The organism is Chitinophaga sp. SVR4-12A, assembly GCF_056754765.1.
Genome location: NZ_JBPGWP010000001.1, coordinates 4449845 through 4474867 on the forward strand (window position 1 = coordinate 4449845; position 25023 = coordinate 4474867).

Genomic DNA, 25023 nt, shown 5'->3' on the forward strand with positions numbered 1-25023 from the left:
TGCTTATTTTTGTGGATTGCCTTTTTATGAGCTGCTAAATATTTTAGTTATTTAGAACACTATTTTTTATGTCGCTACCCCAGTTATTAAAATACGTTTATAATAACGGCACTGATGAGGTGATCCGTAGGGGGAAACGTATTTTTGCCACCGGCGGGGTAGAGCTCATAGAGGCCGATCCCATACTGCGCTCGGCCACCTTCCGGGTAAAAAGCGACACGCACGCCAACTACTACAAGGTTTCCATTAACAAATACCATGAAATAGCCGGCATGTCCGTCAGGTGCCAGTGCCCCTATAACCTGGGGGATATCTGCCGCCATGAGGCCGCCGCTCTGTTTCAGCTCCAGGAGATGCTGGACAAAAATCACTTCGATAGTTTTGAAACGCAATATGACCAGCAGCACACCCTGGTGAAAATGAAGTCAATAGACCTCAAAACCATTAAGCTGCTCACTTCGCCCGAGATTTTTACAGAGGCGGAGAAGATATTGCGACATCATAAGATACAGGTGCGCAGTGCAAAAGATGAAAAGGTAGAAGGTGTTCTCAAACTGGATGACGGCGAATATCCCCTCATCCTGCAGCGGAACGAAGAGCGCAATTTCGATACGCATTGTACCTGCGATGAAACGGAGCATCCCCTTTGCGTGCACAAAACTGCCTTTTTCCTGCAATTATTGCAGGCCAACGGCCCCTTCTATTTTGACAGCCTGCGCAATTGGGACAAAGAGAAGAACAAGCTGCTGGCTATCTATGGTTATTCCTTGTCAGATAACCTAGACGGTAAGTTTGCCTTTTCCTATATGGACGGTAAGCCCTACCTGCGGGTGCTGGATCCCAGCATTAAACGGGTGGAAGCGCCTGCTAACGGCCGGCAGCCTGTCCTGCCGCCACCGCCTCCGAGTATTACCGTTACCCAGCGACTGGGTGTGGTGTTCAATGCCAATGAGACGTTATTTCCCTACTTTCGGATGGACCTGGTAAGCGGGGAAGTGAATGAAGACCAGAATGCCTTCGTTTCCCTGGTAAACAAGCTGGATCTTTCCAAGTATATAGATTTCTACCAGTATAAAGAGAATGACCGCGACCTGATATCGCCCGTACGTAAGCTGCAATCGGGCGAAGTAAGCAAATACCTGGCGAAGAACTCGCCTTTTGCCGGTATCTGGGAGAATATCACCCATGAGAACGCAGAAGAGCTGCCTACTGAAACCAAGGAGCTGATGCTGGAATACCTGCATCCGAAGCTGGACAAGCTCTTCCCCCTGCTGGCAGAGCATGGTCTGCTGTTCCTGCTGCCTAACCGCCAGCCGTTCAAGACCCGCAATATAGCGTCAGTACAGCTGGGCGGTGGTCGCCTGCAGCCCATCTTCAAGACCCGTTCCCTCCAGGATGCGATAGAGATCACCTGTTATGTGAACATTGAAGGAGAACTGGTGAATGTAACCGAGAATGAATGGGACAGCACCCTGTTATTTCTTCATAAGAACATGCTGCATCTCTTCGAGAATCCGCAGGATGCCCTGCATGTAGAGCTGTTCCGTAACAATGGGAGCCTGCGCATACCCACTGCCGAGTGGGGCGTTTACCTGAAAGATTACCTGCTGCCATTAAGCAAGCAGTACCAGATACAGTTTGATACTTCCCTGCTGGCAGAAGTAGACGATATTGTGCCTGAATGCCATGTGTACCTGAAAGAGGTGGGCGAGACGTTCATCATCCAGCCGGGCTTTGCCTATCACGGGCATGAGGTGGAATGGAATGATGAGACGCGCATTACCGTACAGGAAGGCAATAAGGTGCTGATTATTCACCGCAACAAGGAAGCTGAGCAGCAATTTGTAGAACGCCTCAGGGGCCTGCATACCAATTTCAGCCAGCCCAGCGGCAATAACTATTTCTACCTGCGCTCCAAAGAAGCACTGAAGAATAACTGGTTCTTCCTCTTCTTTGATACGCTGAAGGAGATGAACATAAGAGTGTTCGGCTTTGACGGCCTGCGCAATTTCAGGTTCAGCTCCCATAAGCCGGTCACTAACCTGCAGATCAGTTCCGGTATTGACTGGTTTGATGCGCAGATAGAAGTGCTATATGGTGATCAGCGCGTGAGCATCAAGGATATCAAGCATGCACTGGCCAACAAGCAGAACTATGTACAGCTGGCAGACGGTTCACTGGGCCTCTTGCCGGAGGAGTGGCTGCGTAAGTACTCCCTGCTGTTCAAGATAGGAGAAGAAAAAGACAAAGGCCTCAAGCTGAGCAAATACAACTTCAGCGTGATAGACGAGCTTTACGAGTTTATTGACGATGAAGCGATTGTGATAGAGCTGGAACAAAAACGCAGGAAGCTGCTGCAGTTTGATGAGATCCGCAACATTGCCCTGCCGCATAATGTGAACGCTACCCTGCGCCCTTACCAGGAAAGCGGATTCCAGTGGCTCAACTACCTGGATGAAGTGAAATGGGGCGGCATCCTGGCAGATGATATGGGTCTTGGTAAAACCATCCAGGCGCTGACCTTTGTGCAGCACTACAAGAACAAGCACGACGATAAATGTCTGGCGCTGGTGGTATGCCCCACCACGCTGATCTATAACTGGGAGAACGAGATCAGGAAGTTTACGCCTACCATGCGGTACCATATACATCATGGACCGGCCAGGCTAAAGAACCCGGAAGAATTGCAGCAGTCAGACATCATTATCACTACTTACGGTACCTTGCGCAGTGATGTGCAGCTGCTGATGAAGATGGAGTTTGACTACGTGATACTGGATGAATCCCAGGCGATCAAGAACCCACAAAGCAAGGTGACCAAAGCCGCACAGCTGCTGCATACCAAGAACAGGCTGGCGCTGAGCGGTACGCCGATGCAGAACAATACGTTCGATATCTATGCCCAGATGAACTTCCTGAACCCGGGCATGCTGGGCAGCGTAGATTTTTTCCGTAACGAGTTTGCTACACCGATAGATAAGTTCCAGGATGAGGAGCGCAAAGATCATTTGCGTAAGCTCATCTACCCTTTCATATTACGCCGTACCAAAGAGCAGGTGGCTAAAGAGCTGCCTGAGAAGATAGAGACGGTGATCTTCTGCGAGATGGATGCCGAACAGCGCCATATCTACGACGCTTACCGCAACACCTACCGTTCCAAGATACTGGGCGTAATTGAAGACCAGGGGATGGAACGCTCTCAGCTCACCATCCTGCAGGGTTTGATGAAGCTGCGGCAGATCTGTGACTCGCCGGCTATTCTGAACGAGTCTGAACAGTATCCCAACCACTCAGTAAAACTGCATGAGCTTACCCGCGAAATGTCAGAGAATATCAGCAACCACAAGGTGCTAATATTCTCCCAATTCCTGGGCATGCTCGCCCTTATCAAAGACCGGCTGCAGCATCTGAAAATACCTTTTGAATATTTTGACGGTAGCACGAGCACCCATGAAAGGGAAAGGGCCATACAGAATTTCCAGAACAACGAAGAATGCCGCGTATTCCTCATCTCCCTCAAAGCGGGCGGCGTTGGTCTGAACCTTACCGCAGCAGATTATGTATACATTGTAGACCCCTGGTGGAATCCCGCTGTAGAACAGCAGGCCATCGACCGTACCCACCGTATTGGTCAGACGAAGAACATCTTCGCCTACCGTATGATCTGTAAGGACACTGTAGAAGAAAAGATATTACAGCTGCAGGAGCGTAAGAAATCATTGGTAAAAGATATTATTGCGGACGATACCGGCTTTATCAAGAAGCTGACAAAAGAGGATGTACTGTACCTGTTTAGTTAACGACTATAGGCTATACTTATGGATTTTAATTTCCGGGAATCTTTCCAGGCATATTCTAATGTAGAATTATTGAACATCATTGGCGAGGCGGATAAATATCAGCCCGAAGCAGTGGAGGCTGCCCGGCACATTCTTGGCGGCAGAGAGGTGCATGACAGTGACTATGAGCTGGCAAATGGTTTTAAAACAGCACAAAAAGAGGTGCCAGGGTCTAAGGAGGAAAGCCTTTCAGATTTCCTGGAATCGGTAATGGAGGAGGCGCCTGATCCGAAAGTGATCAGGCAGGTTAATATTTTGTATATCGTACAAACCTTGTTATATGTTTGGTATATCCTCGCCCTGATAAATCCGCTGGATGCGTTCCAACAATGCGAGGAATGCAGCGTGATGTCTGCCGACTTTTTAACGATGATATACCCAGCAGTGTATATACCGGTTGGCATGCTTTTGCTGATCAGACGACAGCGCTGGGGATGGTTTCTTTTGGTAGGATTTTATATTGTAAAGTCACTGACAGGTGTTCTTGACATTTTTTATTACATCTATTACCTGAAAACGTTTTCCAGCGCCCAATATCCTGCAATGGCAGGAGGAATTATATATATGCTGATCAGGATAGGCCTGGTGCTTGTTTTATATAAGCCAGCCATAGCAGCGTATTTCAATGTTAATGAACGGGCTAAGAGAAATACGATGATCATCAGCATTGCTATTACCATAGTGCTCAGTACTTTTGCGGCCTTATGGCTTTTCGCTGTAAAGTCTGTATAGGGCGCTCTATACCATCATCTGCATCAATATAGCAGGAAAGCCCAAAGCAACCGCCATCCCATAAAATAGATCCAACCATACCACAGATCCTAAGGCGCCCAGATAGATAAGCCCTACTACTGGTAAGGTTACAGCTTTCAGCCACAGCGGTGTATTTTCGCCGCGCATTAATCCATTCCACATGCTCTTTGCATCTCCTGTACTTGGAAAAGCGTGCATGCCAATAGATACACCCAGGTATATCAGCAGGTAGTCTACAAAGTTTCCGTCGCCCATTCCTACGGGCAAAGCGGCAGGAAATGCGATTAGCGCTGCCAGTATCGTGTTTATGAAGAAGGGGCCGGTCCCGATGAAAAGCTGGTGTACCGGGTTGCGTACCGGCTCGTGTAAGACATAGCCCGCAGGGTTGCCAACCTGGAAATATTTTACTTCGAATACGGCTACGCCAAAGAGGCGGCAGAAAAGCTGATGGGCAAATTCATGTACCACTACTCCCGGAAAAGTAACAACGGTAATAATGACGCCTGGTATAAACATAGTTGTCAGATTAATTAGTTCCTGTAGGTGATGTTACCTCTTATAACGTCCAGTGTGTATGCCAGTCCGCTGGTATCGGTGCTGTGCCTGATCCTGGACAGCAGCTCATTGCATTCCTTGTGCTGATCATTGAAGTAGTAGGCTAGCGCCAGCGTTTTCATTACAGCGTTGCTATTTGGTTCCCAGGCGTAGGCGGTCTTGATTTTTTTCAGCGCTTCCTGGTCGCGGTGTTGTTTCAATAAGATGATCGCCAGTGCAGTATTCCCGGTTACAGATTCTGCATTGCGGTCCAGCAGCTGGTAGCAAACGGCAGCTGCCTCTGTAAATTTTTTCTGTTCCCGGTAAGTGCTTGCCAGCAAGCTATAGGCAGGGTGAAAGTCTGGTGCATCTTTCAGGAGGATCTGAAGGATGCTGTCAGTGCGCCCGTAATCTTCTTCCTCGTAATATTGATCTGCCAACAGATAGGCTGCCATTACATCCCGTGGTTGCTCCTGTGTATACTGCAACAGGGCAGCCTTTAAGGCAGGAGTGTCTGTTTTTAGCGACCGGTATTTAGCGGCGAAAGCGCTGTCATCGAACGTATAATGCTCCATGTTGGAGAGCAGATCGTTTACGCGACTTATCAAATCATCTTCTTCTTTGGAGGATACCCCGGCCCAGTGGGTAGAAACACTGTCTGCCAGTTGCAGGTGGTCGTTGTAAAAGGCAGCAATCATTAAATGTGCACTGGCTTTCAGGTTTCCCGGGTATCGCTGCAACGTTTTACGCAACTCCTGCTCGGCGCTCATGTATTTATGCTCCCCTTCCAGCTTAAGCGCACGCTCGTAGCACAGTCTTGCCTTAAAAACTTCCGGAAACTTGTACAAAGACAGGAGCATCAGGATGCCGATGCCGACAGCAGACCATAATACGGATTTCTTAACCGGGTAGCGGCTCATTTCCCGCCGGCAGGGAGCACAAAGCTTCATATTGTAGCCTGCCTCATAATCGAAGCTACCACATTTAATGCAGCGGTCTGTCCCAGCGCCGGCTGCAGGGGTCATTTCATTTAATTCCATGGTATAGGATAAATAGGGCCGCTAAGATATGGTGAATATTTAGCTGCCTTATACCACTATCATTTCATTTTTTGAAGAGTTACCCTTCAGTTTCTGCATGGTTTTTCAGGGCCCTGGCATGGCCACTAAGATGCTCGTACGTTGAGATCATTTGATTATCATTTGATTATAGCATTCTGCATTTCCGTTTCCGTGTACTGGCACTACAATCGCTTTACAGCGGCTGTAACAATACAAATACACAATTATGCTCACCATTTTATTACTACTGGCTGGTCTGGCCTGCTTTGTACTGTTCGTCCGGTCAATAGATTATTTCGAGAACATTTAAATAACAGCTGCTAGCTGTTAGCCCTTAGCAGCTAATTGCTAGTAGCCAATAGCTAAAAGCTAAAAATTATGATGAACGCATTATTTATCCTGGCTATCCTGGTTTTCTTCTACATGATCTATGTATTACTGAAACCGGAAAAATTTTAACACTTGGGGTTTTAATTAATTGAACATGACTACAGAATTTCTTGGCGTAATCATTACCTATGGACTAACCCTGTTACTGGCCTTTCCGCTGGGGAAATACATCGCCAAAGTATTTAAAGGGGAGAAAACCTGGTCAGATTTTATGGGGCCGCTGGAGCGCTTTTTCTTCAAAGTGTCCGGTATCAATCCTAAAGAAGAGATGAACTGGAAGCAGCACATGAAAGCAATGCTCACTATCAATCTTGTGTGGTTTGTATATGCCTTCTTTGTACTGATCTTCCAGGATAAGCTGCCGATGAACCCGGATGGCAATACGGGCCAAACGCCTGATCTTGCCTTTAATACGGCCATCAGCTTTGTGGTGAACTGTAACCTGCAACACTACTCCGGTGAAAGCGGCGTAAGCTATTTCACGCAGTTGTTTGTATTGGCATTCCTGCAGTTTGTGAGCGCCGCTACCGGTATTGCTGCACTGTTTGTGGTAATGAAAGCATTGAAGGAAAAGACCACCAGTAAACTGGGCAACTTCTGGGATTTCTTTGTAAAATCCATCACCCGTTTGCTGCTGCCCCTGTCTATTGTGATTGCTATCATCCTGGTATTTAACGGCACCCCTGCCAGCTACAAGGGTAAAGACACTTATGTAAGCCTGCAGGGCGATACCGTGAATGTATCCCGCGGGCCTGCCGCCGGTATGATCGCCATCAAACACCTCGGCACTAACGGAGGCGGCTGGTTTGGCGCCAACTCTGCCCACCCGCTGGAGAATCCTAACTATATTACCTACATGACCGAGATGGTGGCGCAGGTGTTGATCCCTATTGCCATGATCTTTGCGCTGGGCTTTTTTATTGACCGCAAAAAGTTTGCATACATTGTTTTTGCGATCATGACGCTGGGCTTTTTATGCCTGCTCATACCCACCATTATCAGCGAGATACGCGGAAACCCTGCTATCGCTCACATGGGCATAGCACAGCCAGGCGGTGCGATGGAAGGTAAGGAGGTGCGCTTCGGTGTGGCGGGTTCTGCCTACTGGAGCACGGTCACTACTATTATCTCCACGGGTTCTGTAAACGCCATGCATGACAGCACGATGCCGGCTACCGGTTTGATGCAGCTGCTGGGCATGATGATCAACAGCTTTTATGGAGGCTGTGGTGTGGGATTTCTTAATTACTATATCTACATCATTATCGCAGTGTTCATATCCGGCCTGATGGTAGGGCGTACGCCGGAGTTCATGGGCCATAAGCTGGAAGCCAGGGAAGTAAAGATAGCAGCACTGATCACGCTCCTTTCTCCCTTCCTTATACTGGCAGGTACCGCGCTGGCTGCTTTTGTGATATCACATTACCCGGATGCGGATTGGGCCGTGAAACCCTCCGCCTGGTTGAACAATCCGGGATACCACGGCTTTTCAGAGATGCTGTATGAGTTCACCTCTGCTAATGCGAACAACGGTTCCGGCTTTGAAGGATTGGGTGATAACAATGTCTTCTGGAACATCAGTACCGGCTTTGTGCTGATACTGGGACGCTTCCTGCCGATCATTGGCCCGGTGGCGATTGCCGGCCTGATGGCGAATAAAAAATATGTGCCTGCTTCTGCAGGAACATTGAAAACAGATTCCTGGACATTCGGCGTAATGACACTGGCGGTGATCATCATCATCAACGCCCTGTCATACTTCCCTGCCCTGGCATTGGGACCAATCGCAGAGTCTTTTCGCTGCATTCATGAACATGCAAACTGACTATTAAAATGAAACGAAATAAAGATAACAGACTTTTCCCGGCAGACCTCGTGAAAGAGAGCCTGAAGCAGTCTTTCGTAAAACTGAAGCCGAAGCTGATGATCAAGAACCCGGTAATGTTCACCGTGGAGTTAGGCACGATCGTAATGTTTTCTGTTACGCTCTATGCCCTGATCTCCGGCAATACAGACCAGGGCAGTGCGGCGTATAACCTGCTGGTATTTATCATCCTGTTCCTTACCGTGTTGTTTGCCAACTTTGCTGAAGCCATTGCAGAAGCACGCGGTAAAGCACAGGCAGAAAGCCTGCGCAAAACCCGCGAGGAAACACCTGCCAAGCTGGTACAGATCATAGGAGAGATATTCACGAACGAAGTAAAGATCGTTTCCTCTTCACAATTGCGTAAAGGCGACGTTTTCCTTTGCGAACCGGGCGACATCATCCCGGCTGATGGCGAGATCATTGAAGGTCTGGCCAGTATAGACGAATCTGCCATCACGGGAGAAAGCGCTCCTGTGATCCGTGAGGCAGGCGGCGATAAATCAAGCGTGGTAGGCGGCACCAAGGTGCTGAGCGATCGTATTAAGGTACAGGTAAGCACTGAGCCAGGCGAATCATTCCTTGACAAAATGATTGCCCTGGTAGAAGGCGCCAGCCGTCAGAAAACACCGAACGAAATTGCACTCACTATCCTGCTGGCCAGCTTTACACTGGTGTTCATCATTGTGTGCGTTACATTGAAACCCTTTGCTGATTATGCACAAACACCTATCACTATTGCGGCCTTTATTTCACTGTTTGTATGCCTGATACCGACCACCATCGGCGGCCTCTTGTCTGCCATCGGTATCGCCGGGATGGACCGTGCCCTGCGCGCCAACGTGATTACCAAATCAGGGAAGGCAGTAGAAACCGCAGGCGACGTAGACGTATTGCTGTTGGACAAGACCGGAACCATCACCATCGGTAACCGTAAAGCCACCAACTTTTATGCTACCAATGGTATCAGCAGGGAAGCGTTTATAAAGTTGTGCGCACTCAGCTCATTATCTGACGATACGCCGGAAGGTAAATCCATCGTGGAGCTGGCCGGGAGGGATGCCGTCAGCAATCTTTCCATAGTAGGCGCCAGCCTGGTGAAGTTCACCGCAGAAACCCGCAGCAGCGGTATCGACCTGCCCGATGGTACCCGCATTCGTAAAGGCGCTTATGACGCTATCCGCAACCTGGCGCAGAAAGCGGGCAATGATTTCCCGCAGGAAACGCTGACCAGGGTAGAGACTATCTCAAAGGACGGTGGTACGCCGCTCGTAGTAGCGCTCAATAGCAAGGTACAAGGCGTGATCGAACTGCAGGATATCATCAAACCCGGCATACAGGAACGTTTTGAGCGCCTGCGTAAAATGGTTGTGAAGACAGTGATGGTAACGGGCGATAACCCGCTGACCGCGAAATACATTGCTACCAAAGCCGGTGTGGACGATTTTATTGCAGAAGCCAAGCCGGAAGACAAGATGAAATACATCAAACAAGAACAGCACGAAGGCCGCCTGGTAGCCATGATGGGCGACGGTACCAACGATGCTCCTGCCCTGGCGCAGGCAGATGTTGGCGTAGCCATGAACAGTGGTACGCAGGCTGCCAAGGAAGCCGGTAACATGGTAGATCTTGACAATGACCCTACGAAGCTGATCGAGATCGTGGAAATAGGTAAGCAGCTATTGATGACGCGCGGTACCCTTACCACCTTCTCCATTGCCAATGACGTGGCTAAATATTTTGCCATCGTTCCTGCGCTGTTCATTGCTTCCATTCCTGCGCTGCAGGGTATTAATATCATGAAGCTGCACAGCCCTGAATCTGCTATCCTCAGTGCCGTTATCTTTAACGCCATCATCATACCGCTGCTGATACCGCTGGCATTGAGGGGGGTGGAATATAAACCTATCGGGGCCAGCGCATTGCTCAGGCGTAATCTCCTGATCTACGGTGTAGGTGGTGTGGTGGTGCCTTTCATTGGTATTAAACTGATTGACCTGGTAGTGAATATTTTCTTTTAATCATTAACGACAAAAATTATGAAACGATATATCATGCCTGCCGTAAAGCTTACCCTGGTGCTGGTGCTGGTACTGGCAGGACTCTACCCCTTACTGATCGCCGGCGTAGCTAAAATGGCGCCTGGTAATGGTGATGGTGAAACAGTGACATTCAATGGCAGAGTGGTTGGCTATGCCAACATCGGACAAAAATTTACAGCGGATAAATATTTCTGGTCCCGTCCTTCCGCTGTGGATTATAACGCCGCCGGCTCTGCCGGTTCGAACAAAGGCCCGTCTAACCCGGACTATCTGAAGATAGTGCACGAAAGAATAGACACCTTCCTGGTGCATAATTCCGGTGTTGAGAAGGGCGATATCCCGGCAGAGCTGGTGACAGCTTCCGGTAGCGGTCTTGATCCTGACCTGTCTCCTGCAGCCGCGGAAATACAGATACCTCGCATTGCAAAAGTCAGGTGCATTCCGGAAGACCGCATCAAGGCGCTGGTGAAGGAATATACTAAAGGGCCTTTGCTGGGTCTCCTCGGCCCTTCCAGGGTGAATGTTTTGCAGCTCAATGTCGCACTGGACGATCTGAAATAAATAGATACCCCCAGCCAAAAGTTCACAGTATTATATACGAACTAAAGTGAAGAAGATCTTATTATCTGTAGCATGTTTGATGGTCATAAAGGCACGGGCGCAAGATTCAACGCAGGCAGGAAAAGTCACTTTTTCCGGGTACGCAGAAGCATATTACAGCTATGACTTTAACAACCCCGCTAACCATCTTAAGCCAGGATTTATCTATAGCTATAACCGGCACAATGAAATGAACCTTAACCTCGGTTTTGTGAAGGCCAATTATACGTCTGATAGGGTGCGTGGAAATGTTGCTATTATGGCGGGTACCTATGCTGAGTATAACCTGGCAGCAGAGCCAGCATTGCTGCGACATGTTTACGAAGCTAATGCTGGTGTCCGTATTGGTAAGGACTTGTGGGTGGACGCAGGGATCATGCCCTCACATATCGGGTTTGAAAGCGCTGTCGGAATGGATTGTTATACGCTTACCCGTAGTATTGCGGCAGATAATACGCCGTACTACGAAGCCGGCGCTAAGATAACGTGGATCCCGAATGAGCAATGGACCTTGTCAGCCATGTACCTTAACGGCTGGCAGCGTATTCGTCGCGTTGATGGCAACCAGACGCCTGCTTTTGGCACCCAGGTAACCTTTAAGCCTTCTGATAAGGTTACGCTTAACTACAGCACTTTTATAGGTAACGATAAGCCCGACAGTGTGAGGCAAATGCGCTACTTCAATAACCTTTACGGTATCTTTACCATAACGGCAAAATTCAGCCTGATCGCCGGATTTGACTACGGCTTCGAACAGCTGGAAAAGGGGAGTCGAGATATGAATCAATGGTACAGCCCTACTGTAATTGCCCGTTACGCATTTACAGATAAACTGGCCCTGGCTGGCCGCGCAGAATATTGCAGTGATGAGCATGGGGTGATCATCAGCACCGGCACTCCGAATGGCTTTAAAACAAGTGGGTATTCGCTGAACCTTGACCTTACACCTGCTCCTCATGTAATGTTCCGGATCGAAGGCCGCCTGTTACATAGTAAGGACGAAGTTTTTTTAAAAGATAGTGAACCAAAGAACAGCGATGCATCCGTTACTGCATCACTGGGGTTCTGGTTTTAAATCACTACTCAATTTCCTCCCATGACAGATAAAGAACATTCGGTAGAACATTTCCTGCGCCTGGCCAATAAATCATCCGGCAGCGGCAAGCTGAAGATCTATATCGGGATGAGCGCCGGTGTAGGTAAAACCTACCGTATGCTGCAGGAAGCGCACAGTATGCTGCGTAACGGGGTTAACATCCAGGTGGGTTATGTGGAAACGCATGGCCGTACTGAGACCCAGGCATTAATAGATGGATTGCCGGCTATCCCGCGTAAGCAGGTGTTCTACAAAGGAAAGATGCTGGAAGAAATGGATCTTGACAGCATTCTTTTGCTCCATCCCGAATGGCTGATCGTTGACGAGCTGGCGCATACCAATATACCTGGCTCCCGCAATGAAAAGCGCTGGCAGGACGTGGTGGAGATACTGCATGTGGGAATCAATGTAATATCCGCCGTCAACATCCAGCATATTGAAAGCATTAACCGGGAAGTGAAGATGATCACCGGCGTGGAAGTGAAAGAGCGTATCCCGGATAATGTGCTGCAGATGGCAGACGAAGTGGTGAACATTGACCTTACAGCCGATGAGCTCATCACCCGCCTGAAAGAGGGTAAGATCTATGACCGCTCTAAAGTGGAAGCTGCTTTAAAGAACTTTTTCCAGGCAGAGAAGATATTACAACTGCGTGAGCTGGCGTTGAAGGAAGTAGCATCCCAGGTGGAACGCAAAGTGGAGATTGAGATACCTCGGGGACAACAGATGCGCCATGAGAATTTCCTGGCCTGCATTTCTACCAACGACGAAGTGGCGCGTAAGGTGATCCGTAAAACAGCCCGCCTGGCATCTTATTATCATGGGGACTGGTATGTGCTGTATGTGCAGGCGCCCAAAGAAAGCGCCTCGCGCATACCACTGGCTACGCAGCGGCACCTCATTAATAACCTGAAGCTGGCAACAGAGTTGGGCGCAGAGGTGATTCAGGTAAGGGATGCCAGGGTGGCAGAAGCAATTATTAGCACGGCATTAGAAAAACGCGCTACTACCGTTTGTATCGGGAAACCACATATCAGCCTTTTCCGCATTATTTTGCAAACTAATCTCTTTAACCAGCTGTTAAAAACATTATCATCGAACGATATTGATTTAATTATCCTGTCATGAGGCTTAAAACAAAGATAACGCTCGGGGTACTATTCCTTTATTTCATGCTGCTGCTGGTAAGTGTGCTTGGATATTACTACCTCACCAACCTCAATGTAAAGGCTCGCACTATACTGGAAGATAACTATGAGTCGCTTGAGTATAACAAGAACATGCTAGCCGCCCTCGACGCCATTTCACTGGACCGTACCAGCGCCCTGCAGCGCTTTGAGCATAACCTGGAGCAGCAGGAACGTAACATTACCGAAGTTGGTGAAGGCCCCGCCACCGAACAGGTACGCAAGGCCTATGAGCGGTTGAAACAGGATACCGCCAATCCGGCAAAGCATCTGCAGGCCATACGCCAGAGCATATACGTCATTATGGACGTCAACATGCAGGCCATTGTAGGCAAGAATGAAAGAGTGAAGAAAACTGCCAATAGTGCGCTGTTGTACATTGCCATCATCAGCGGCGTATGTTTTTTACTGGGGCTGACATTCGTATACAATTTCCCGGGTTATGTAGCCAATCCAATCAAAGAACTGACGGCCGGCATTAAAGGCATTGCCGAGAAGAAATATAGCCAGCGCCTGCGTTTTAAAAGCGATGACGAGTTTGGAGAGCTGGCCCTTGCCTTTAATACCATGGCCCAGCGGCTGGACGACTACGAGCACAGCAACCTGGCCCGTATCATGTTTGAGAAGCAGCGCGCCGAAGCCGTGATCAGCAGCCTGCGGGATGCTACTATTGGTTTTGATAACAAAGGCATTATCCTGTTTGCCAACGCGCAGGCCCTGCAATTGCTGAACATGCCTGAAAAAGATTTGGTAGGCAAACCAGCATTGGAAGCGGCAAAATATAATGACCTGCTCAATTTTTTGGTGAACCGCCAGGACAATGCGCCACTAAAGATCGTGGTAGAAGGAAAGGAAAGTTTTTTTACAAAAGAGATGGTAGATATCCATCATGAAAATGAGCGGATCGGGTATGTGATCATCCTCAAAAATATTACCTCCTTCCGTGAGCAGGATCTGGCCAAAACACATTTCATCGCTACCGTCTCCCATGAGCTGAAGACGCCGCTGGCCTCTTCCGATTTTAGCCTCAAACTGCTGGAGGATGAGCGTATCGGCCATCTTAGCGGGGAGCAGCATGAGCTGGTAGAAAGCCTGAAGCAAGACAACCAGCGGATGATCAAGATAGTGAGCGAGCTGCTGAACCTTTCGCAGGTGGAAAGTGGTAACATACAGCTGCAACCCCAATCGGTTTCTCCGGTACAGGTGGTACAGTATGCACTTGAAACAGTGAGAAAACAGGCGGCGCAGCAGCAGGTGACCATCCATACAACGCTGTCTTCCGAGGCGCCGCAGATACAGGCCGATGTGGAGAAGACAGCCTGGGTGCTGGTGAATTTGCTTACCAATGCCATCCGCTACTCTCCTTCAGGTGCTGAGATCCGGCTCAGTGTTGAACAAACGGAGGACCACATGCTTACTTTCAGCGTACAGGATACCGGCAAGGGTATTCCTCCTGCCTTCCGTGAAAAGATCTTCGAACGTTTTTATCAGGTGCCCGGCACGCATCACCAGAAGAGCAGTGGCCTGGGGCTCGCCATCGCCCGTGAATTTATCGAGGCGCAGGGCGGTCATATCAATGTGGAGAGCGAAGAGGGTAAAGGCAGCCGTTTTTATTTCAAGTTGCCCCTGGCAATAGTTTAAGATTTGAAGGAATCCTTGTGAATTTCCGCCTTGATCTCATCACAGGCCCGTTCCAGTAGTGCTGCCAGGCCTTCCACCTTTCCAGGTATGTGTCTCGCCTCTCCCGTATCCTGGGCCTTCTCCTCCAGGTCTTTTGTCATTTCCATTGCATTTGTGATCGGCACGATCCCCAGGCTGGATTTCAGGCGGTGCGCCAGGAAGGCTACCCGGTTCCATTGCTCTTGTGCGGCGGCTTCACGCATTTCCTGCATATTGGCCGGCATGGCTATCAGGAATTCCCCCAACATTTCTTTAATATAGTCGGTATCGTTGAACAACAGGTCACGCAGGTGGTTAAAGTCGACTACGCCAGGCTGCGGCTCCTGGCCCTTCTGCTGGAGAGGTTTTTCATCTGGTTGCTGCATTGGATCATGGTTTAGGTGTACCGTAATAGAATGCTCTACGTCCATATATTATGCAATCATACGATTTCTGTGGGAGAAAGGGGGATCATTATTTTTTTAAGACTTTAATCCCTTGTTTTATTCCTAATTCCATAGATTTGCCTAATATTCTTTTGTTTAAGCCGTTATAATTTTATGAAAAAAATATTTTTTACCCTTACGTTAATGGCTGTTTCCTATGGTGTGTTTGCCCAGGAAGCCATGAACAAGGCGATGAGCTCCATTACACGTTCCAGGGATTTTCTGGTGGTATCGCTTACTTATGATGGCTGGGCCAGCAGGCCAGACAGCGTAAGCACCGGCTTTAACCGGGGCTTTAACATTGCCTTCATGTATGACTTTCCCATCAATAAAACGAACTTAAGCCTGGCAGCAGGTTTAGGTATTGGTACCAGCGGGGTGTTCCTGAAAGATCACACGCTGAATATGGACGATAACACCACCAATGTTCCCAAGTTCCAGCGTGACGATTCTTTCAAAAAATATAAGGTGGCCACCACTTACCTGGAGGTGCCTGTGGAATTGCGCTATCGCAGTGTGCCTGATAATGCCAACAAAGGCTTCAAGGCTGCGCTGGGCTTCAAGATAGGTAACCTCATGAATGCCCATACCAAAGCCCGTAGTGACCTGGGTGGTTCAAAGAATACCGTAAAAGAAGCCAACAAACGCTTCTTCAATAGCTGGCGTTATGCTGCCACAGCCCGTATCGGATATGGCAACTGGGCCCTGTACGGTTCGTATAACCTGAACGCCCTCTTTAAAGATACCGGTGGAAATGCCCTCGCTGATATAAGACCTTATTCAATAGGTATCGCGATAAGCGGACTGTAATTGATACCAGGATATGCTAATATGCGGATGTGCACATGATATATGCACATCCGCTTTTTTTATCTGCCAACCGGCAATTTTTATCGTCATTATCTGCCTTTAAATGCAGGTTTTCTTTTCTCCATAAACGCCAGCACCCCTTCCTTGTTATCTTCCGAGCGGCCGGCGATCTCCTGGCAGTAGGCTTCATAATCCAACACAGCATCCAGGTTTTCTGTCATTCCTTTGGTCAGCATTTTCTTCATTAAGGCAATCGCCTTCGTGGGGGCATTGGCGTAGAACCCGGCTTCTGCCTGTACGGCGGCGTCCAATTCTTCCGGCTTTACGACTTTATTCACCAACCCGATTTGCAGTGCATCCTGTGCCGACAGCTTGGTAGCTTTGGTAGCCAGTTCAAAAGCGCGATGATAGCCAATAGTGCGCGGCAGGAAATAGGAAGAGCCGGAATCCAGCACCAGGGCGATGTTAACGAATATTTCTATAAGGGTGGCTGTTTCGCTGGCAATGATCACGTCGCAGGCCAGGGCCAGTGAGCAGCCCGCCCCTGCTGCCACGCCATTCAGCCGGCAGATCACCGGTTTGGGCATATTGCGGATGCCACGTATAATAGGGTTATACCGCTTGTGCAGGGATTCGCTGAAGCTACGGGTACCTGCTTCCATGGATGCCTTCAGGTCTTGCCCGCTGCAGAAGGCTTTGCCTGCCCCGGTTAATACCACGGCCCGTACCTGTGGGTCTTTCTCCGCCTGTTTCAGGGCGTCTTGCAGTTCGTAGCTTAAAGGATCATTGAATGCGTTGTAAACTTCAGGGCGGTTGAGCGTGATGGTGGCCACGCCGTCTGCTACGTGGAATAAGAGGGATTCAAACATATGATATAAGCTTTTAGCATTTGGCTTTTAGCTGTTAGCCCTGCTTTGCTGTAATTGCTAAAAGCTAAAGGCTAACAGCTAAAAGCTGTTTTTATAGTGTTTCGTTCAACCATTTAAAGAATTCCCGTTGCCATACCAGTGCGTTCTGCGCTTTTAGTACCCAATGGTTTTCTTCAGGGAAGTAGAGCAGTTTACTCTTAATGCCTTTCAGCTGCGCCAGCTGGAAGGCCTGTAGTCCCTGTTCTATGCCTACCCTGAAATCTTTGCCGCCCTGGATGATCAGGATGGGTGTATTCCATTTATTGGCATAGTTGCTGGGATTAAATTCATTGTGGCTGGCAGCATTGGCGGCATCCCACCAGGCGCCAATGTCCCAGTTGGCGAACCAGAGCTCTTCTGTAGTGCCATACCAGCTTTTCAGGTCGAACAGGCCGTCGTGCGCGATAAATGTTTTGAAACGGTTGTTGTGCACACCCGCCAGCATATAAACGGAGTAGCCGCCATAACTGGCTCCTACGGCGCCCAGCCTGCTTTTATCCACATAGGGTTCCTGGCTTACCGCGTCTATGGCGCTCAGGTAGTCGCGGATGGGTTGTCCGCCCCAATCCTTGCTGATGGCGGCGTTCCATTCCACGCCGTGACCTGGCATACCACGGCGGTTAGGCGCTACTACGATATAGCCCTGCGAGGCGATGAGCTGGAAGTTCCAACGGTAAGAATAGAACTGGGACAGGGCGGATTGTGGTCCACCCTGGCAGTATAGCAGGGTAGGATATTTTTTGGAAGCATCAAAATTCGGTGGGAGGATTACCCATACCAGCATTTCTTTATTGTCGGTGGTTTTTACCCAGCGTTTTTCAATTTTGCACAGGCCGATTTTGTCATAGATCGCTTTGTTCACAGCAGTCAGCGGCTGCACAGTGCCTTTGGGCAGGCTGACAGTGAACAGTTCTGTGGCGTGGTTCATATCTGTGCGGGATACTACCAGGGTGTTACCTGTTTGTCCGACAAAACCAGTGATGTCAAAGTCACCGCTGGTTACCTGGCGTATATGCCTGGCTGTTGTGGCGGCAAGATCTTTCTGCAGGGTGATCTCCAATACCTGTTCTGTGCCTTTGATCACGGCCAGGAACTGCAGTAGTTTGCCGTCGTTGCTCCAGCGTACGGCGGAAGCGGTACCGTCCCAGTCTTTGGTGAGGTTGCTGATCTTTCCGCTGTTGCGGTCCAGCACCACGATGTCGTTCTTGTCTGCCTCAAAGCCGTCGTTGGCCATGCTCAGCCAGGCCAGGTATTTTCCATCCGGGCTGAACGCGGGAGCCATATCATAGCCTTTCATGCCTTCGCTTAGGTTGCGGGTAGCACGGGTATCGAGGTTGTATTCATAAATATCCGTGTTGGTGCTCAGGGCATATTCCTTTCCGGATTTTTTCTTGCAAACGTAGATGATGCTTTTGCCGTCCGGGGCCCATATCATATCTTCTGCGCCGCCAAAGGGCATCTGGGGGCAGTCGTAGGCTTCGCCATCCATGATATCTATGGGTGTGCCTACCTGTCCGTTATCGTAGGTGGCGTAGAACACGTGCTGGAAGTTACCGTCTTCCCAGGTGTCCCAGTGCCGGTAGTTCAGGTTGTCGTAGATCTGTACGTTGGATTTTGAAAGGTCGGGGTAGAAATCGCTCCCGCTTACTTTCCGGATCTTTACCTCTTTGGAAAAGAGAATATGTTTGCCGTCGGGCGACAGGCGGATGTTCTGCATGCCGCCTTCCACATTGGTTTTCTGTACTGCATCAGTGCCGTCGGCATTCATTTCCCACCATTGGTCTTTATAGGCATAGCCGATCCTTTGTCCGCCGAGGGGCGTTACACCGCCTTCCCCACCCGGTTCTTTCGTGATCTGCCGGGCCTCGCCTCCTGCCAGGGGGATGGCGTAGAGGTTCTTCTCGCTTTTGTTTTCCGCAATATTGTATTGCGTTACGCCGTAGATGACGGTCTTTCCATCTGCCGTAACCGTCTCGCCGCTTACCCGTCCAAGCTGCCAGAGCAGTTCGGGCGTCATTTTATCCTGCGCCATAGTCATAGTAGAGATCAGTAATCCTGTCAGTAAAATAGGTTTAAACATTGTTGTAACCGTTTTGGACGGTTAAATGTAGGTAAAATAGTCCATGGCCGATGGTCTATGGTCTGTAGAGTTACTATTTTTACTAATAGTCTTAAACGATGTGGTATGCCGTAGACGATGGATCGTGGTCTATGGACTATATTCACTAATTTTGACAAAATTTTCATAAGCATTGTTAGAAAAGAAACAAGTAGTTCAACAGGAAGAGAAGGCAGTGATCGTTGGGCTTATACACCAGCAGCAGCAGTCCGAACGCCAGGTGCAGGAGTACCTGGACGAGCTGGCTTTCCTGGCGGAAACAGCCGGCGCTGTAACGGTAAAGCGCTATACGCAGAAGCTCTCGCATCCTGACAGGGCCACTTTCATTGGTAAAGGAAAGCTGGAGGAGATCAGGCAGTTTATCAGCGGCAGAGACGTTTCGCTGGCTATATTTGATGATGAGCTGACCGGCTCCCAGATCGCCAACATTGAAAAAGTACTGAACGTTAAAGTCATAGACCGGAGTGACCTTATCCTGGATATATTTGCACGTCGCGCCCGTACGGCGCAGGCCAAAGTGCAGGTAGAGCTGGCCCAGTACCAGTACATACTGCCCCGCCTGAGAGGGATGTGGACCCACCTGGAACGCCTGGGTGGCGGTATTGGTACAAGAGGCCCCGGTGAAACGGAAATAGAAACGGACCGCCGTATTGTAAAGGATAAGATCGCGCTACTGCGCAAGCGGCTGACTGAAATTGACAAACAGGCGCTTACCCAACGCAAGGAGCGTGGGGAGTATATCCGTGTAGCCCTGGTAGGATATACCAACGTAGGCAAGAGCACGATCATGAACCTGCTTAGTAAAAGCGAGGTGTTTGCAGAGAACAAGCTGTTTGCCACGCTCGATACGACCACCCGCAAGGTGGTATTTGAGCAGATCCCTTTCCTGCTCAGCGATACGGTAGGATTTATCCGCAAGCTGCCCCACCACCTGGTGGAAAGCTTTAAATCCACCCTGGACGAGGTGCGCGAGAGCGATATCCTCCTTCACGTGGTAGATATATCCCATCCGCAGTATGAAGACCAGGTAGAGGTGGTGAACCGCACCTTACAGGAGCTGAAAGCTTTTGATAAGCCGGTGATCATGATCTTCAATAAGATGGACCTTTACGAAGAGCAGACCTTTGACAAATGGCTGGCCCCCGAGGTAAAGGAGGACATCCTCCGGCAGCTGAAGGAAACCTGGGAAACACGCACTAACGGAAACTGTGTGTTCATATCTGCGCTGGAACGCCGTAATATTGAGGAGTTACGGAAGACCATTATGGATAAAGTGGTAGCGCTGTACCGGGAGCGTTATCCATACAAAACGGAGTATCTTTATTGATGATCGTGTATGGCTAAACAATACACCTGGCACAAAATAGGAGATGCAGAAGACCATATCGCCACTGAAAACGAGATCACCGTTCTCGAAGTAAATGGTAAAAAGATCTGCTGTACGCGTTACCAGTCACAGTTATATGCCTTTGCCTATAAATGTCCGCACGCCAGCGGTATCATGGGAGATGGTTTTATCGATGATGCCGGCAATGTGGTATGCCCCATTCACCGTTACCGGTTCAGTGTAAAAAATGGTTATAACAGCAGCGGAGAGGGATACTACCTGAAAACTTATCCGGTAGAGCAACGAACAGACGGTGTATATGTAGGAATGGAGAAAAGTGGTGGGCTGTTCGGCTGGATATAGCCGCTGTTTCATTATATGTTCAGTAGCCGTATTTTTTCTACATGATCGCCAATAGCAACGAGCGGCAGGTAAGTTTATTGATGATCGGCCTGCTGATCTTCATGAACTTTACCGGCCTTAACATCACTATCCTTGAGCCGGATGGCGCCCTTTATGCCGGGATCGCCAAACATATGGTGCAGTATAAGGATTACTGGAACCTGTTCGCCGACGGCCATGACTGGCTGGACAAGCCGCACTTTCCTTTCTGGATGGCTGCCATCAGTTTTCAGTTGTTTGGTTTTACCACTGCAGCTTACAAGCTACCCGCCATCCTGTTCCTGCTGATGGGCGCCGTGTATACTTATTTTCTGGCTAAAAACCTTTATGATGAGCGGATAGGCCGCTGGGCTGTATGTATCCTGCTGACGGCGGAGCACATCGTGATCTCCAATAATGACATCAGGGCGGAGCCATACCTTACCGGGCTGATAATAGCTGCCGTGTATCATTTGTATAAAGGGCAGCGTTCTGTTTTCAATTATCATTTGTTATTAGGCGCCCTCTTTACTGCCTGCGCAATGATGACCAAAGGGCCCTTTGCTCTCGTGCCGGTAGGCGGCGCTATAGCAGGGCACCTGGCCTTCAGCCGGCAATGGCGGCAGCTGTTCCACTTCCGTTGGCTGCTGGTAGCGGTGCTCACGGGTTTGTTCATTATGCCGGAACTGTATGCTTTGTACAACCAGTTTGACAGTCACCCCGAAAAACTGGTGTTTGGTCAGCATGGTGTGTCCGGTATCCGGTTCTTTTTCTGGGACAGCCAGTTTGGGCGGTTCATGAACACCGGGCCTATTAAAGGCGAAGGCGATCCTTTTTTCTTTTTCCATACCCTGCTTTGGGCTTTTCTGCCCTGGTCTGTGCTCTTGTATGCTGCAGTGGTCCTCTTCTTCAGGAAGCGCCGGGAAGCGGTGGAATATTACTGCATCAGCGGGGCATTGTTCACGTTTGTACTGTTCTCGCTGTCGCGGTTCCAGCTGCCCCATTACCTGAATATTATATTTCCCTTTTTCTCCATATTAACAGCTCACTATGTGTTGTCGCTTGAGCGCCCAGGCTTGCAAAAGTTTTACCGGATCACCCAATACACGATCATGGTGATCATCGCCGTAGCGATTGTAGGCTTAAGCGCGCTGTACCAGCCGGTGCTGAATTATTACGCCCTGTTTTGCATGCTGCTGGGCTTATTGCTGTTCCTGCTGCTGCCAAGATGGCTGGGACCGGGCACTGTGTCGCTGGTATTTTTCAGAACCTGTGCGGCCAGCCTGGTGCTGAATATTTTCCTGAACCTGGTAATGTACCCGGATATGATGCGGTACCAGAGCGGTAGTACAGCGGCCCGGTACATCAACCAGCGCTTCCCCCTGACGAGTGTGGGATATTGGAAGACGCAATCTTATGCGCTGGAATTCTACCTTAACAACCCGATACAACGGTATGACAGTGCAGGCTTGCGTCAGGCGGTATTGAAACAGCCGGTTTTGCTGTTCACGACCCCGGATCAGGCAGATTCTCTTCAGCAAAACGGGTATAGTTGTCAGCTGGTAAAGGCATTTGCGCATTTTTATGTGAGTAAGCTGGATCTGCAGTTTGTGAACCAGAAAACGAGGCCGGGATCACTGCAGCAGCGGTGGTTATTGTGGGTACAGCCGGGGAGGAATGCCTGGGCAGAGCGGGCGGAGTAAGGAATATTTAAAAAAAGTGCGAATAGATTTTGCGGAAATAAAAAATTGTCTATTTTTGCAATCCCAAAACGCAAATGGGACACTCCTCCTTAGCTCAGTTGGTTAGAGCATCTGACTGTTAATCAGAGGGTCGCTGGTTCAAGTCCAGCAGGGGGAGCGAAATAAAAAAGGGCTTTAAACGATGACGTTTGAAGCCCTTTTTCATTTGTATAAGCATATCAATCCTTCTTAAAAAAATCACTAATAAGATTCAACACCTCGTCAAAATTTGTTTCAAGCACCCAATGGCTACCATCGATAATATGAACCTGGGCATCAGGTAAGTCCCGCTTGTAACAGGCAGCCTCCGCTACATTAAAAAACGGATCATATTTGCCCCATATAACGAGGGCACGAGGTTGATGAACACGGAAATACTCCTGAAAGGCAGGGTACATTTTCATGTGATTCCTGTAGTCACAATTCAGTTCATATTGCATTTCGATATTACCGGGCCTTTTCATCGAGTCCCAATCAAGCATCCATAGTTCAGGACTAATTGTTGGTAGCAACTCTTCGGGTACTCCTGCAGTATATTGAAATTTTACGCCTTCCTCGCTCAGGAATGCGTACAATTTTTTCTTTTTCAGGGGTAGGGTTTTCCCAATAGTCCCTCATTTCATCCCATATCCCGGATACACCTTCTTCGTATGCATTACCGCTTTGGACAATTATTCCCTCGATTTTTTCAGGATGGTTTACGCATAGCCGAAGACCAACAGGAGCTCCATAGTCATGAAGATAGATGGTGAATGATTGCAGGTTAATCTCGTCCGTAAACTTGTTTATATAAGCGGATATATTCCCGAATGAATATTCGAATTGATCTTTAGGGGGAAAAGCGCTGAATCCAAATCCGGGAAAATCCGGAGCAACCAGGTGAAGCCTGTCTGATAAAGCTGTCATCAGATTTTTATACATTACGGATGAGGTTGGGAAACCAGGTAAGAGTAATAAGGAAGGATTCTTCCTATCACCGGCCTCACGGTAGAAAATATCGATACCGTCAACTTTAATGGATCGGTTGAAAATTTGCCTACTCATGTGGGTGTACCGATCAAAGATTGTGCCTCAGGTCGGGTACACTCCCTTACAATAGGATCATACAATTTTCCTAAATTGTATAGACAATTATTACCCGAATTGCTAAGACAAAACTTATCATGAGTAATCAAGCCCTGTTCTTTTTTAGTTACCTGGGAGTATTTAACGGACTCATACTGAGTATTTACTTTTTCTTCTTTAGGTCTAAAAAGGATTTACCGAGTTACCTGTTAGGTGCTTTATTGCTTGTGCTGAGCATTAGGATCGGGAAATCGGTTGCTTATTTTTTTGACTATCATCTGGCCAAAACATACCTGCAAATTGGCTTGACTGCCTGCTTTTTTATCGGCCCGTTTTTGTATTTCTACATAAAGGCAGAGACAAAACAGATCAGGAAACTGCCAAAGCCATGGCTTGGGCAGATCATTCTCTGGTCTTTCGTTATCGCAGTAGTGGGCATTGCTATTCCTTACGAGCGTTTCCCTCCGCTATGGGGAAAATACATCATACCCCTTATTTATTTGCAGTGGGGAGTGTATGTGGCTTGTGCTATTTTGTTATTGATCCCAACCTTAAGAAAAATAGCCAGGAAAGAAACCGTAAAGCCGTTTGAAAAATGGGTGTTGGTCATTTGCGGAGCTGTAACCATACTATTTATGTGTTATGTATGGGCTATTTTGAACATTACCAGGGGCAGTTATATTAACGGCGCGCTCTGGTTTTCCCTGGTTATTTACGGGGTAGTGTTTGCATTGCTCTATCGTAAAAAAACAAATGACCTGTTCTTTTCTGCCGCCCCAAAATATGCGGACAAAAAACTCGATCCGGCTGAAGCGCAGCGGATCATTGGTCGCTTGAAAAAGATCATGACAGAGAAGGAGCTTTTCAAAAACACTGACCTGAAACTGAATGATCTTGCCAGGGAGATCAATATTTCCGGGCATCAGTTATCGCAGGTGCTCAATGACAATATCCAGAAGAATTTTACACTTTTTGTCAACGAATACAGGATAAACGAAGCCTGCAATATACTATCCCAACACACCAACCTGTCCATCGAGGCGGTTGGTTATGAAGTTGGCTTCAACTCGAAATCCACTTTCTTCGCAACTTTTAAAAAGATAAAAGGTACAACACCCAGTGCTTATCAGCAGTCCATTGCTCCGGATTTATAAAACCGTACTACGGGATCCGCTTTATAACACCTTCCTATTGAAAGTA

At 48.6% G+C, this 25023-nt stretch carries 21 protein-coding genes and 1 tRNA gene; 15 read left to right on the plus strand and 7 right to left on the minus strand.

Translation table 11 applies throughout. The features are described from left to right. Nucleotides 1-68 precede the first annotated feature (68 nt). Both ACR9Y8_RS18365 and ACR9Y8_RS18370 read left to right on the plus strand, forming a co-directional pair. Nucleotides 69-3800 (plus strand): DEAD/DEAH box helicase, encoded by a 3732-nt coding sequence (locus tag ACR9Y8_RS18365; RefSeq protein WP_481214705.1) that lies wholly within the window; start codon nucleotides 69-71, stop codon nucleotides 3798-3800. A gap of 18 nt (nucleotides 3801-3818) precedes the next feature. Continuing rightward, nucleotides 3819-4571: a hypothetical protein gene (locus ACR9Y8_RS18370; protein ID WP_481214706.1), complete on the plus strand. Its 753-nt coding sequence runs from the start codon at nucleotides 3819-3821 to the stop codon at nucleotides 4569-4571. 6 nt (nucleotides 4572-4577) lie between these two features. On the opposite strand, the gene ACR9Y8_RS18375 is transcribed toward ACR9Y8_RS18370, so the two are convergent. Together ACR9Y8_RS18375 and ACR9Y8_RS18380 are read right to left on the minus strand one after the other, a co-directional pair. Further along, nucleotides 4578-5108, minus strand: a complete 531-nt coding sequence (locus ACR9Y8_RS18375) for a DUF3267 domain-containing protein (RefSeq protein ID WP_481214707.1) — start codon at nucleotides 5106-5108, stop codon at nucleotides 4578-4580. 14 nt (nucleotides 5109-5122) lie between these two features. Next, entirely contained in the window at nucleotides 5123-6166 is a 1044-nt protein-coding gene (locus ACR9Y8_RS18380) for a tetratricopeptide repeat protein (protein ID WP_481214708.1), read from the minus strand. Between the two features lie 402 nt (nucleotides 6167-6568). Between ACR9Y8_RS18380 and ACR9Y8_RS18385 the strand changes: the two genes are divergently transcribed. The 7 genes from ACR9Y8_RS18385 to ACR9Y8_RS18415 are packed head-to-tail and all read left to right on the plus strand — an operon-like array spanning nucleotide 6569 to nucleotide 15007. Continuing rightward, nucleotides 6569-6646, plus strand: coding sequence for a potassium-transporting ATPase subunit F (locus ACR9Y8_RS18385; protein WP_481216235.1), 78 nt, complete (start codon nucleotides 6569-6571; stop codon nucleotides 6644-6646). A gap of 25 nt (nucleotides 6647-6671) precedes the next feature. After that, nucleotides 6672-8402, plus strand: a complete 1731-nt coding sequence (gene kdpA / locus ACR9Y8_RS18390) for a potassium-transporting ATPase subunit KdpA (protein WP_481214709.1) — start codon at nucleotides 6672-6674, stop codon at nucleotides 8400-8402. Between the two features lie 8 nt (nucleotides 8403-8410). Further along, nucleotides 8411-10462 (plus strand): potassium-transporting ATPase subunit KdpB, encoded by a 2052-nt coding sequence (gene kdpB, locus ACR9Y8_RS18395; protein ID WP_481214710.1) that lies wholly within the window; start codon nucleotides 8411-8413, stop codon nucleotides 10460-10462. 18 nt (nucleotides 10463-10480) lie between these two features. Continuing rightward, the gene (locus tag ACR9Y8_RS18400; RefSeq protein WP_481214711.1) at nucleotides 10481-11044 is read left to right on the plus strand and encodes a K(+)-transporting ATPase subunit C; all 564 of its coding nucleotides are present in this window, start codon (nucleotides 10481-10483) and stop codon (nucleotides 11042-11044) included. 46 nt (nucleotides 11045-11090) lie between these two features. After that, nucleotides 11091-12158, plus strand: a complete 1068-nt coding sequence (locus ACR9Y8_RS18405; protein WP_481214712.1) for a porin — start codon at nucleotides 11091-11093, stop codon at nucleotides 12156-12158. A 21-nt stretch (nucleotides 12159-12179) separates the two neighbouring features. Next, on the plus strand, nucleotides 12180-13307 hold the full coding sequence (locus ACR9Y8_RS18410) for a sensor protein KdpD (RefSeq protein ID WP_481214713.1): 1128 nt from the start codon (nucleotides 12180-12182) through the stop codon (nucleotides 13305-13307). Further along, nucleotides 13304-15007: an ATP-binding protein gene (locus ACR9Y8_RS18415; protein WP_481214714.1), complete on the plus strand. Its 1704-nt coding sequence runs from the start codon at nucleotides 13304-13306 to the stop codon at nucleotides 15005-15007. Before ACR9Y8_RS18410 ends, ACR9Y8_RS18415 begins: the two co-directional genes overlap by 4 nt. On the opposite strand, the gene ACR9Y8_RS18420 is transcribed toward ACR9Y8_RS18415, so the two are convergent. Next, nucleotides 15004-15411: an Hpt domain-containing protein gene (locus ACR9Y8_RS18420; RefSeq protein ID WP_481214715.1), complete on the minus strand. Its 408-nt coding sequence runs from the start codon at nucleotides 15409-15411 to the stop codon at nucleotides 15004-15006. The genes ACR9Y8_RS18415 and ACR9Y8_RS18420 overlap by 4 nt on opposite strands. A gap of 174 nt (nucleotides 15412-15585) precedes the next feature. On the opposite strand from ACR9Y8_RS18420, the gene ACR9Y8_RS18425 reads away from it, so the two are divergent. Continuing rightward, the gene (locus ACR9Y8_RS18425) at nucleotides 15586-16281 is read left to right on the plus strand and encodes a porin family protein (RefSeq protein WP_481214716.1); all 696 of its coding nucleotides are present in this window, start codon (nucleotides 15586-15588) and stop codon (nucleotides 16279-16281) included. A gap of 89 nt (nucleotides 16282-16370) precedes the next feature. Here the strand turns inward: ACR9Y8_RS18425 and ACR9Y8_RS18430 are convergent, their stop codons facing one another. Further along, entirely contained in the window at nucleotides 16371-17150 is a 780-nt protein-coding gene (locus ACR9Y8_RS18430) for an enoyl-CoA hydratase-related protein (protein ID WP_481214717.1), read from the minus strand. A 91-nt stretch (nucleotides 17151-17241) separates the two neighbouring features. After that, nucleotides 17242-19269 (minus strand): S9 family peptidase, encoded by a 2028-nt coding sequence (locus ACR9Y8_RS18435; protein ID WP_481214718.1) that lies wholly within the window; start codon nucleotides 19267-19269, stop codon nucleotides 17242-17244. A 172-nt stretch (nucleotides 19270-19441) separates the two neighbouring features. On the opposite strand from ACR9Y8_RS18435, the gene hflX reads away from it, so the two are divergent. The 4 genes from hflX to ACR9Y8_RS18455 all read left to right on the plus strand — a co-directional run bounded on the left by hflX (nucleotide 19442) and on the right by ACR9Y8_RS18455 (nucleotide 22876). After that, complete coding sequence (gene hflX, locus ACR9Y8_RS18440; RefSeq protein WP_481214719.1) at nucleotides 19442-20635, plus strand: GTPase HflX; 1194 nt, start codon at nucleotides 19442-19444, stop codon at nucleotides 20633-20635. A gap of 9 nt (nucleotides 20636-20644) precedes the next feature. Next, on the plus strand, nucleotides 20645-20998 hold the full coding sequence (locus ACR9Y8_RS18445; protein WP_481214720.1) for a Rieske (2Fe-2S) protein: 354 nt from the start codon (nucleotides 20645-20647) through the stop codon (nucleotides 20996-20998). Nucleotides 20999-21039: 41 nt separating this feature from the next. After that, nucleotides 21040-22719: an ArnT family glycosyltransferase gene (locus tag ACR9Y8_RS18450; RefSeq protein ID WP_481214721.1), complete on the plus strand. Its 1680-nt coding sequence runs from the start codon at nucleotides 21040-21042 to the stop codon at nucleotides 22717-22719. Nucleotides 22720-22802: 83 nt separating this feature from the next. Then, a tRNA-Asn gene (locus ACR9Y8_RS18455) sits at nucleotides 22803-22876 on the plus strand. A 61-nt stretch (nucleotides 22877-22937) separates the two neighbouring features. On the opposite strand, the gene ACR9Y8_RS18460 is transcribed toward ACR9Y8_RS18455, so the two are convergent. Together ACR9Y8_RS18460 and ACR9Y8_RS18465 are read right to left on the minus strand one after the other, a co-directional pair. Continuing rightward, nucleotides 22938-23240 carry an alpha/beta fold hydrolase gene (locus ACR9Y8_RS18460; protein ID WP_481214722.1) on the minus strand — a complete coding sequence of 101 codons (303 nt, stop codon included), beginning with the start codon at nucleotides 23238-23240 and terminating at the stop codon, nucleotides 22938-22940. Nucleotides 23241-23253: 13 nt separating this feature from the next. Further along, nucleotides 23254-23802, minus strand: a complete 549-nt coding sequence (locus tag ACR9Y8_RS18465) for an alpha/beta fold hydrolase (protein WP_481214723.1) — start codon at nucleotides 23800-23802, stop codon at nucleotides 23254-23256. A 356-nt stretch (nucleotides 23803-24158) separates the two neighbouring features. On the opposite strand from ACR9Y8_RS18465, the gene ACR9Y8_RS18470 reads away from it, so the two are divergent. Further along, nucleotides 24159-24977, plus strand: a complete 819-nt coding sequence (locus tag ACR9Y8_RS18470) for a helix-turn-helix domain-containing protein (protein WP_481214724.1) — start codon at nucleotides 24159-24161, stop codon at nucleotides 24975-24977. Nucleotides 24978-25023: the final 46 nt, after the last annotated feature.

What these genes read in the sequence shown, in the direction of transcription:
- ACR9Y8_RS18365 (WP_481214705.1), top strand. Translation starts at nt 69, where the DNA reads ATGTCGCTACCCCAGTTATTAAAATACGTTTATAATAACGGCACTGAT.
- ACR9Y8_RS18370 (WP_481214706.1), top strand. Translation starts at nt 3,819, where the DNA reads ATGGATTTTAATTTCCGGGAATCTTTCCAGGCATATTCTAATGTAGAA.
- ACR9Y8_RS18375 (WP_481214707.1), bottom strand. Translation starts at nt 5,108, where the DNA reads ATGTTTATACCAGGCGTCATTATTACCGTTGTTACTTTTCCGGGAGTA.
- ACR9Y8_RS18380 (WP_481214708.1), bottom strand. Translation starts at nt 6,166, where the DNA reads ATGGAATTAAATGAAATGACCCCTGCAGCCGGCGCTGGGACAGACCGC.
- ACR9Y8_RS18385 (WP_481216235.1), top strand. Translation starts at nt 6,569, where the DNA reads ATGAACGCATTATTTATCCTGGCTATCCTGGTTTTCTTCTACATGATC.
- kdpA (WP_481214709.1), top strand. Translation starts at nt 6,672, where the DNA reads ATGACTACAGAATTTCTTGGCGTAATCATTACCTATGGACTAACCCTG.
- kdpB (WP_481214710.1), top strand. Translation starts at nt 8,411, where the DNA reads ATGAAACGAAATAAAGATAACAGACTTTTCCCGGCAGACCTCGTGAAA.
- ACR9Y8_RS18400 (WP_481214711.1), top strand. Translation starts at nt 10,481, where the DNA reads ATGAAACGATATATCATGCCTGCCGTAAAGCTTACCCTGGTGCTGGTG.
- ACR9Y8_RS18410 (WP_481214713.1), top strand. Translation starts at nt 12,180, where the DNA reads ATGACAGATAAAGAACATTCGGTAGAACATTTCCTGCGCCTGGCCAAT.
- ACR9Y8_RS18415 (WP_481214714.1), top strand. Translation starts at nt 13,304, where the DNA reads ATGAGGCTTAAAACAAAGATAACGCTCGGGGTACTATTCCTTTATTTC.
- ACR9Y8_RS18420 (WP_481214715.1), bottom strand. Translation starts at nt 15,411, where the DNA reads ATGCAGCAACCAGATGAAAAACCTCTCCAGCAGAAGGGCCAGGAGCCG.
- ACR9Y8_RS18425 (WP_481214716.1), top strand. Translation starts at nt 15,586, where the DNA reads ATGAAAAAAATATTTTTTACCCTTACGTTAATGGCTGTTTCCTATGGT.
- ACR9Y8_RS18430 (WP_481214717.1), bottom strand. Translation starts at nt 17,150, where the DNA reads ATGTTTGAATCCCTCTTATTCCACGTAGCAGACGGCGTGGCCACCATC.
- ACR9Y8_RS18435 (WP_481214718.1), bottom strand. Translation starts at nt 19,269, where the DNA reads ATGTTTAAACCTATTTTACTGACAGGATTACTGATCTCTACTATGACT.
- ACR9Y8_RS18445 (WP_481214720.1), top strand. Translation starts at nt 20,645, where the DNA reads ATGGCTAAACAATACACCTGGCACAAAATAGGAGATGCAGAAGACCAT.
- ACR9Y8_RS18450 (WP_481214721.1), top strand. Translation starts at nt 21,040, where the DNA reads ATGATCGCCAATAGCAACGAGCGGCAGGTAAGTTTATTGATGATCGGC.
- ACR9Y8_RS18460 (WP_481214722.1), bottom strand. Translation starts at nt 23,240, where the DNA reads ATGCTTGATTGGGACTCGATGAAAAGGCCCGGTAATATCGAAATGCAA.
- ACR9Y8_RS18465 (WP_481214723.1), bottom strand. Translation starts at nt 23,802, where the DNA reads ATGAGTAGGCAAATTTTCAACCGATCCATTAAAGTTGACGGTATCGAT.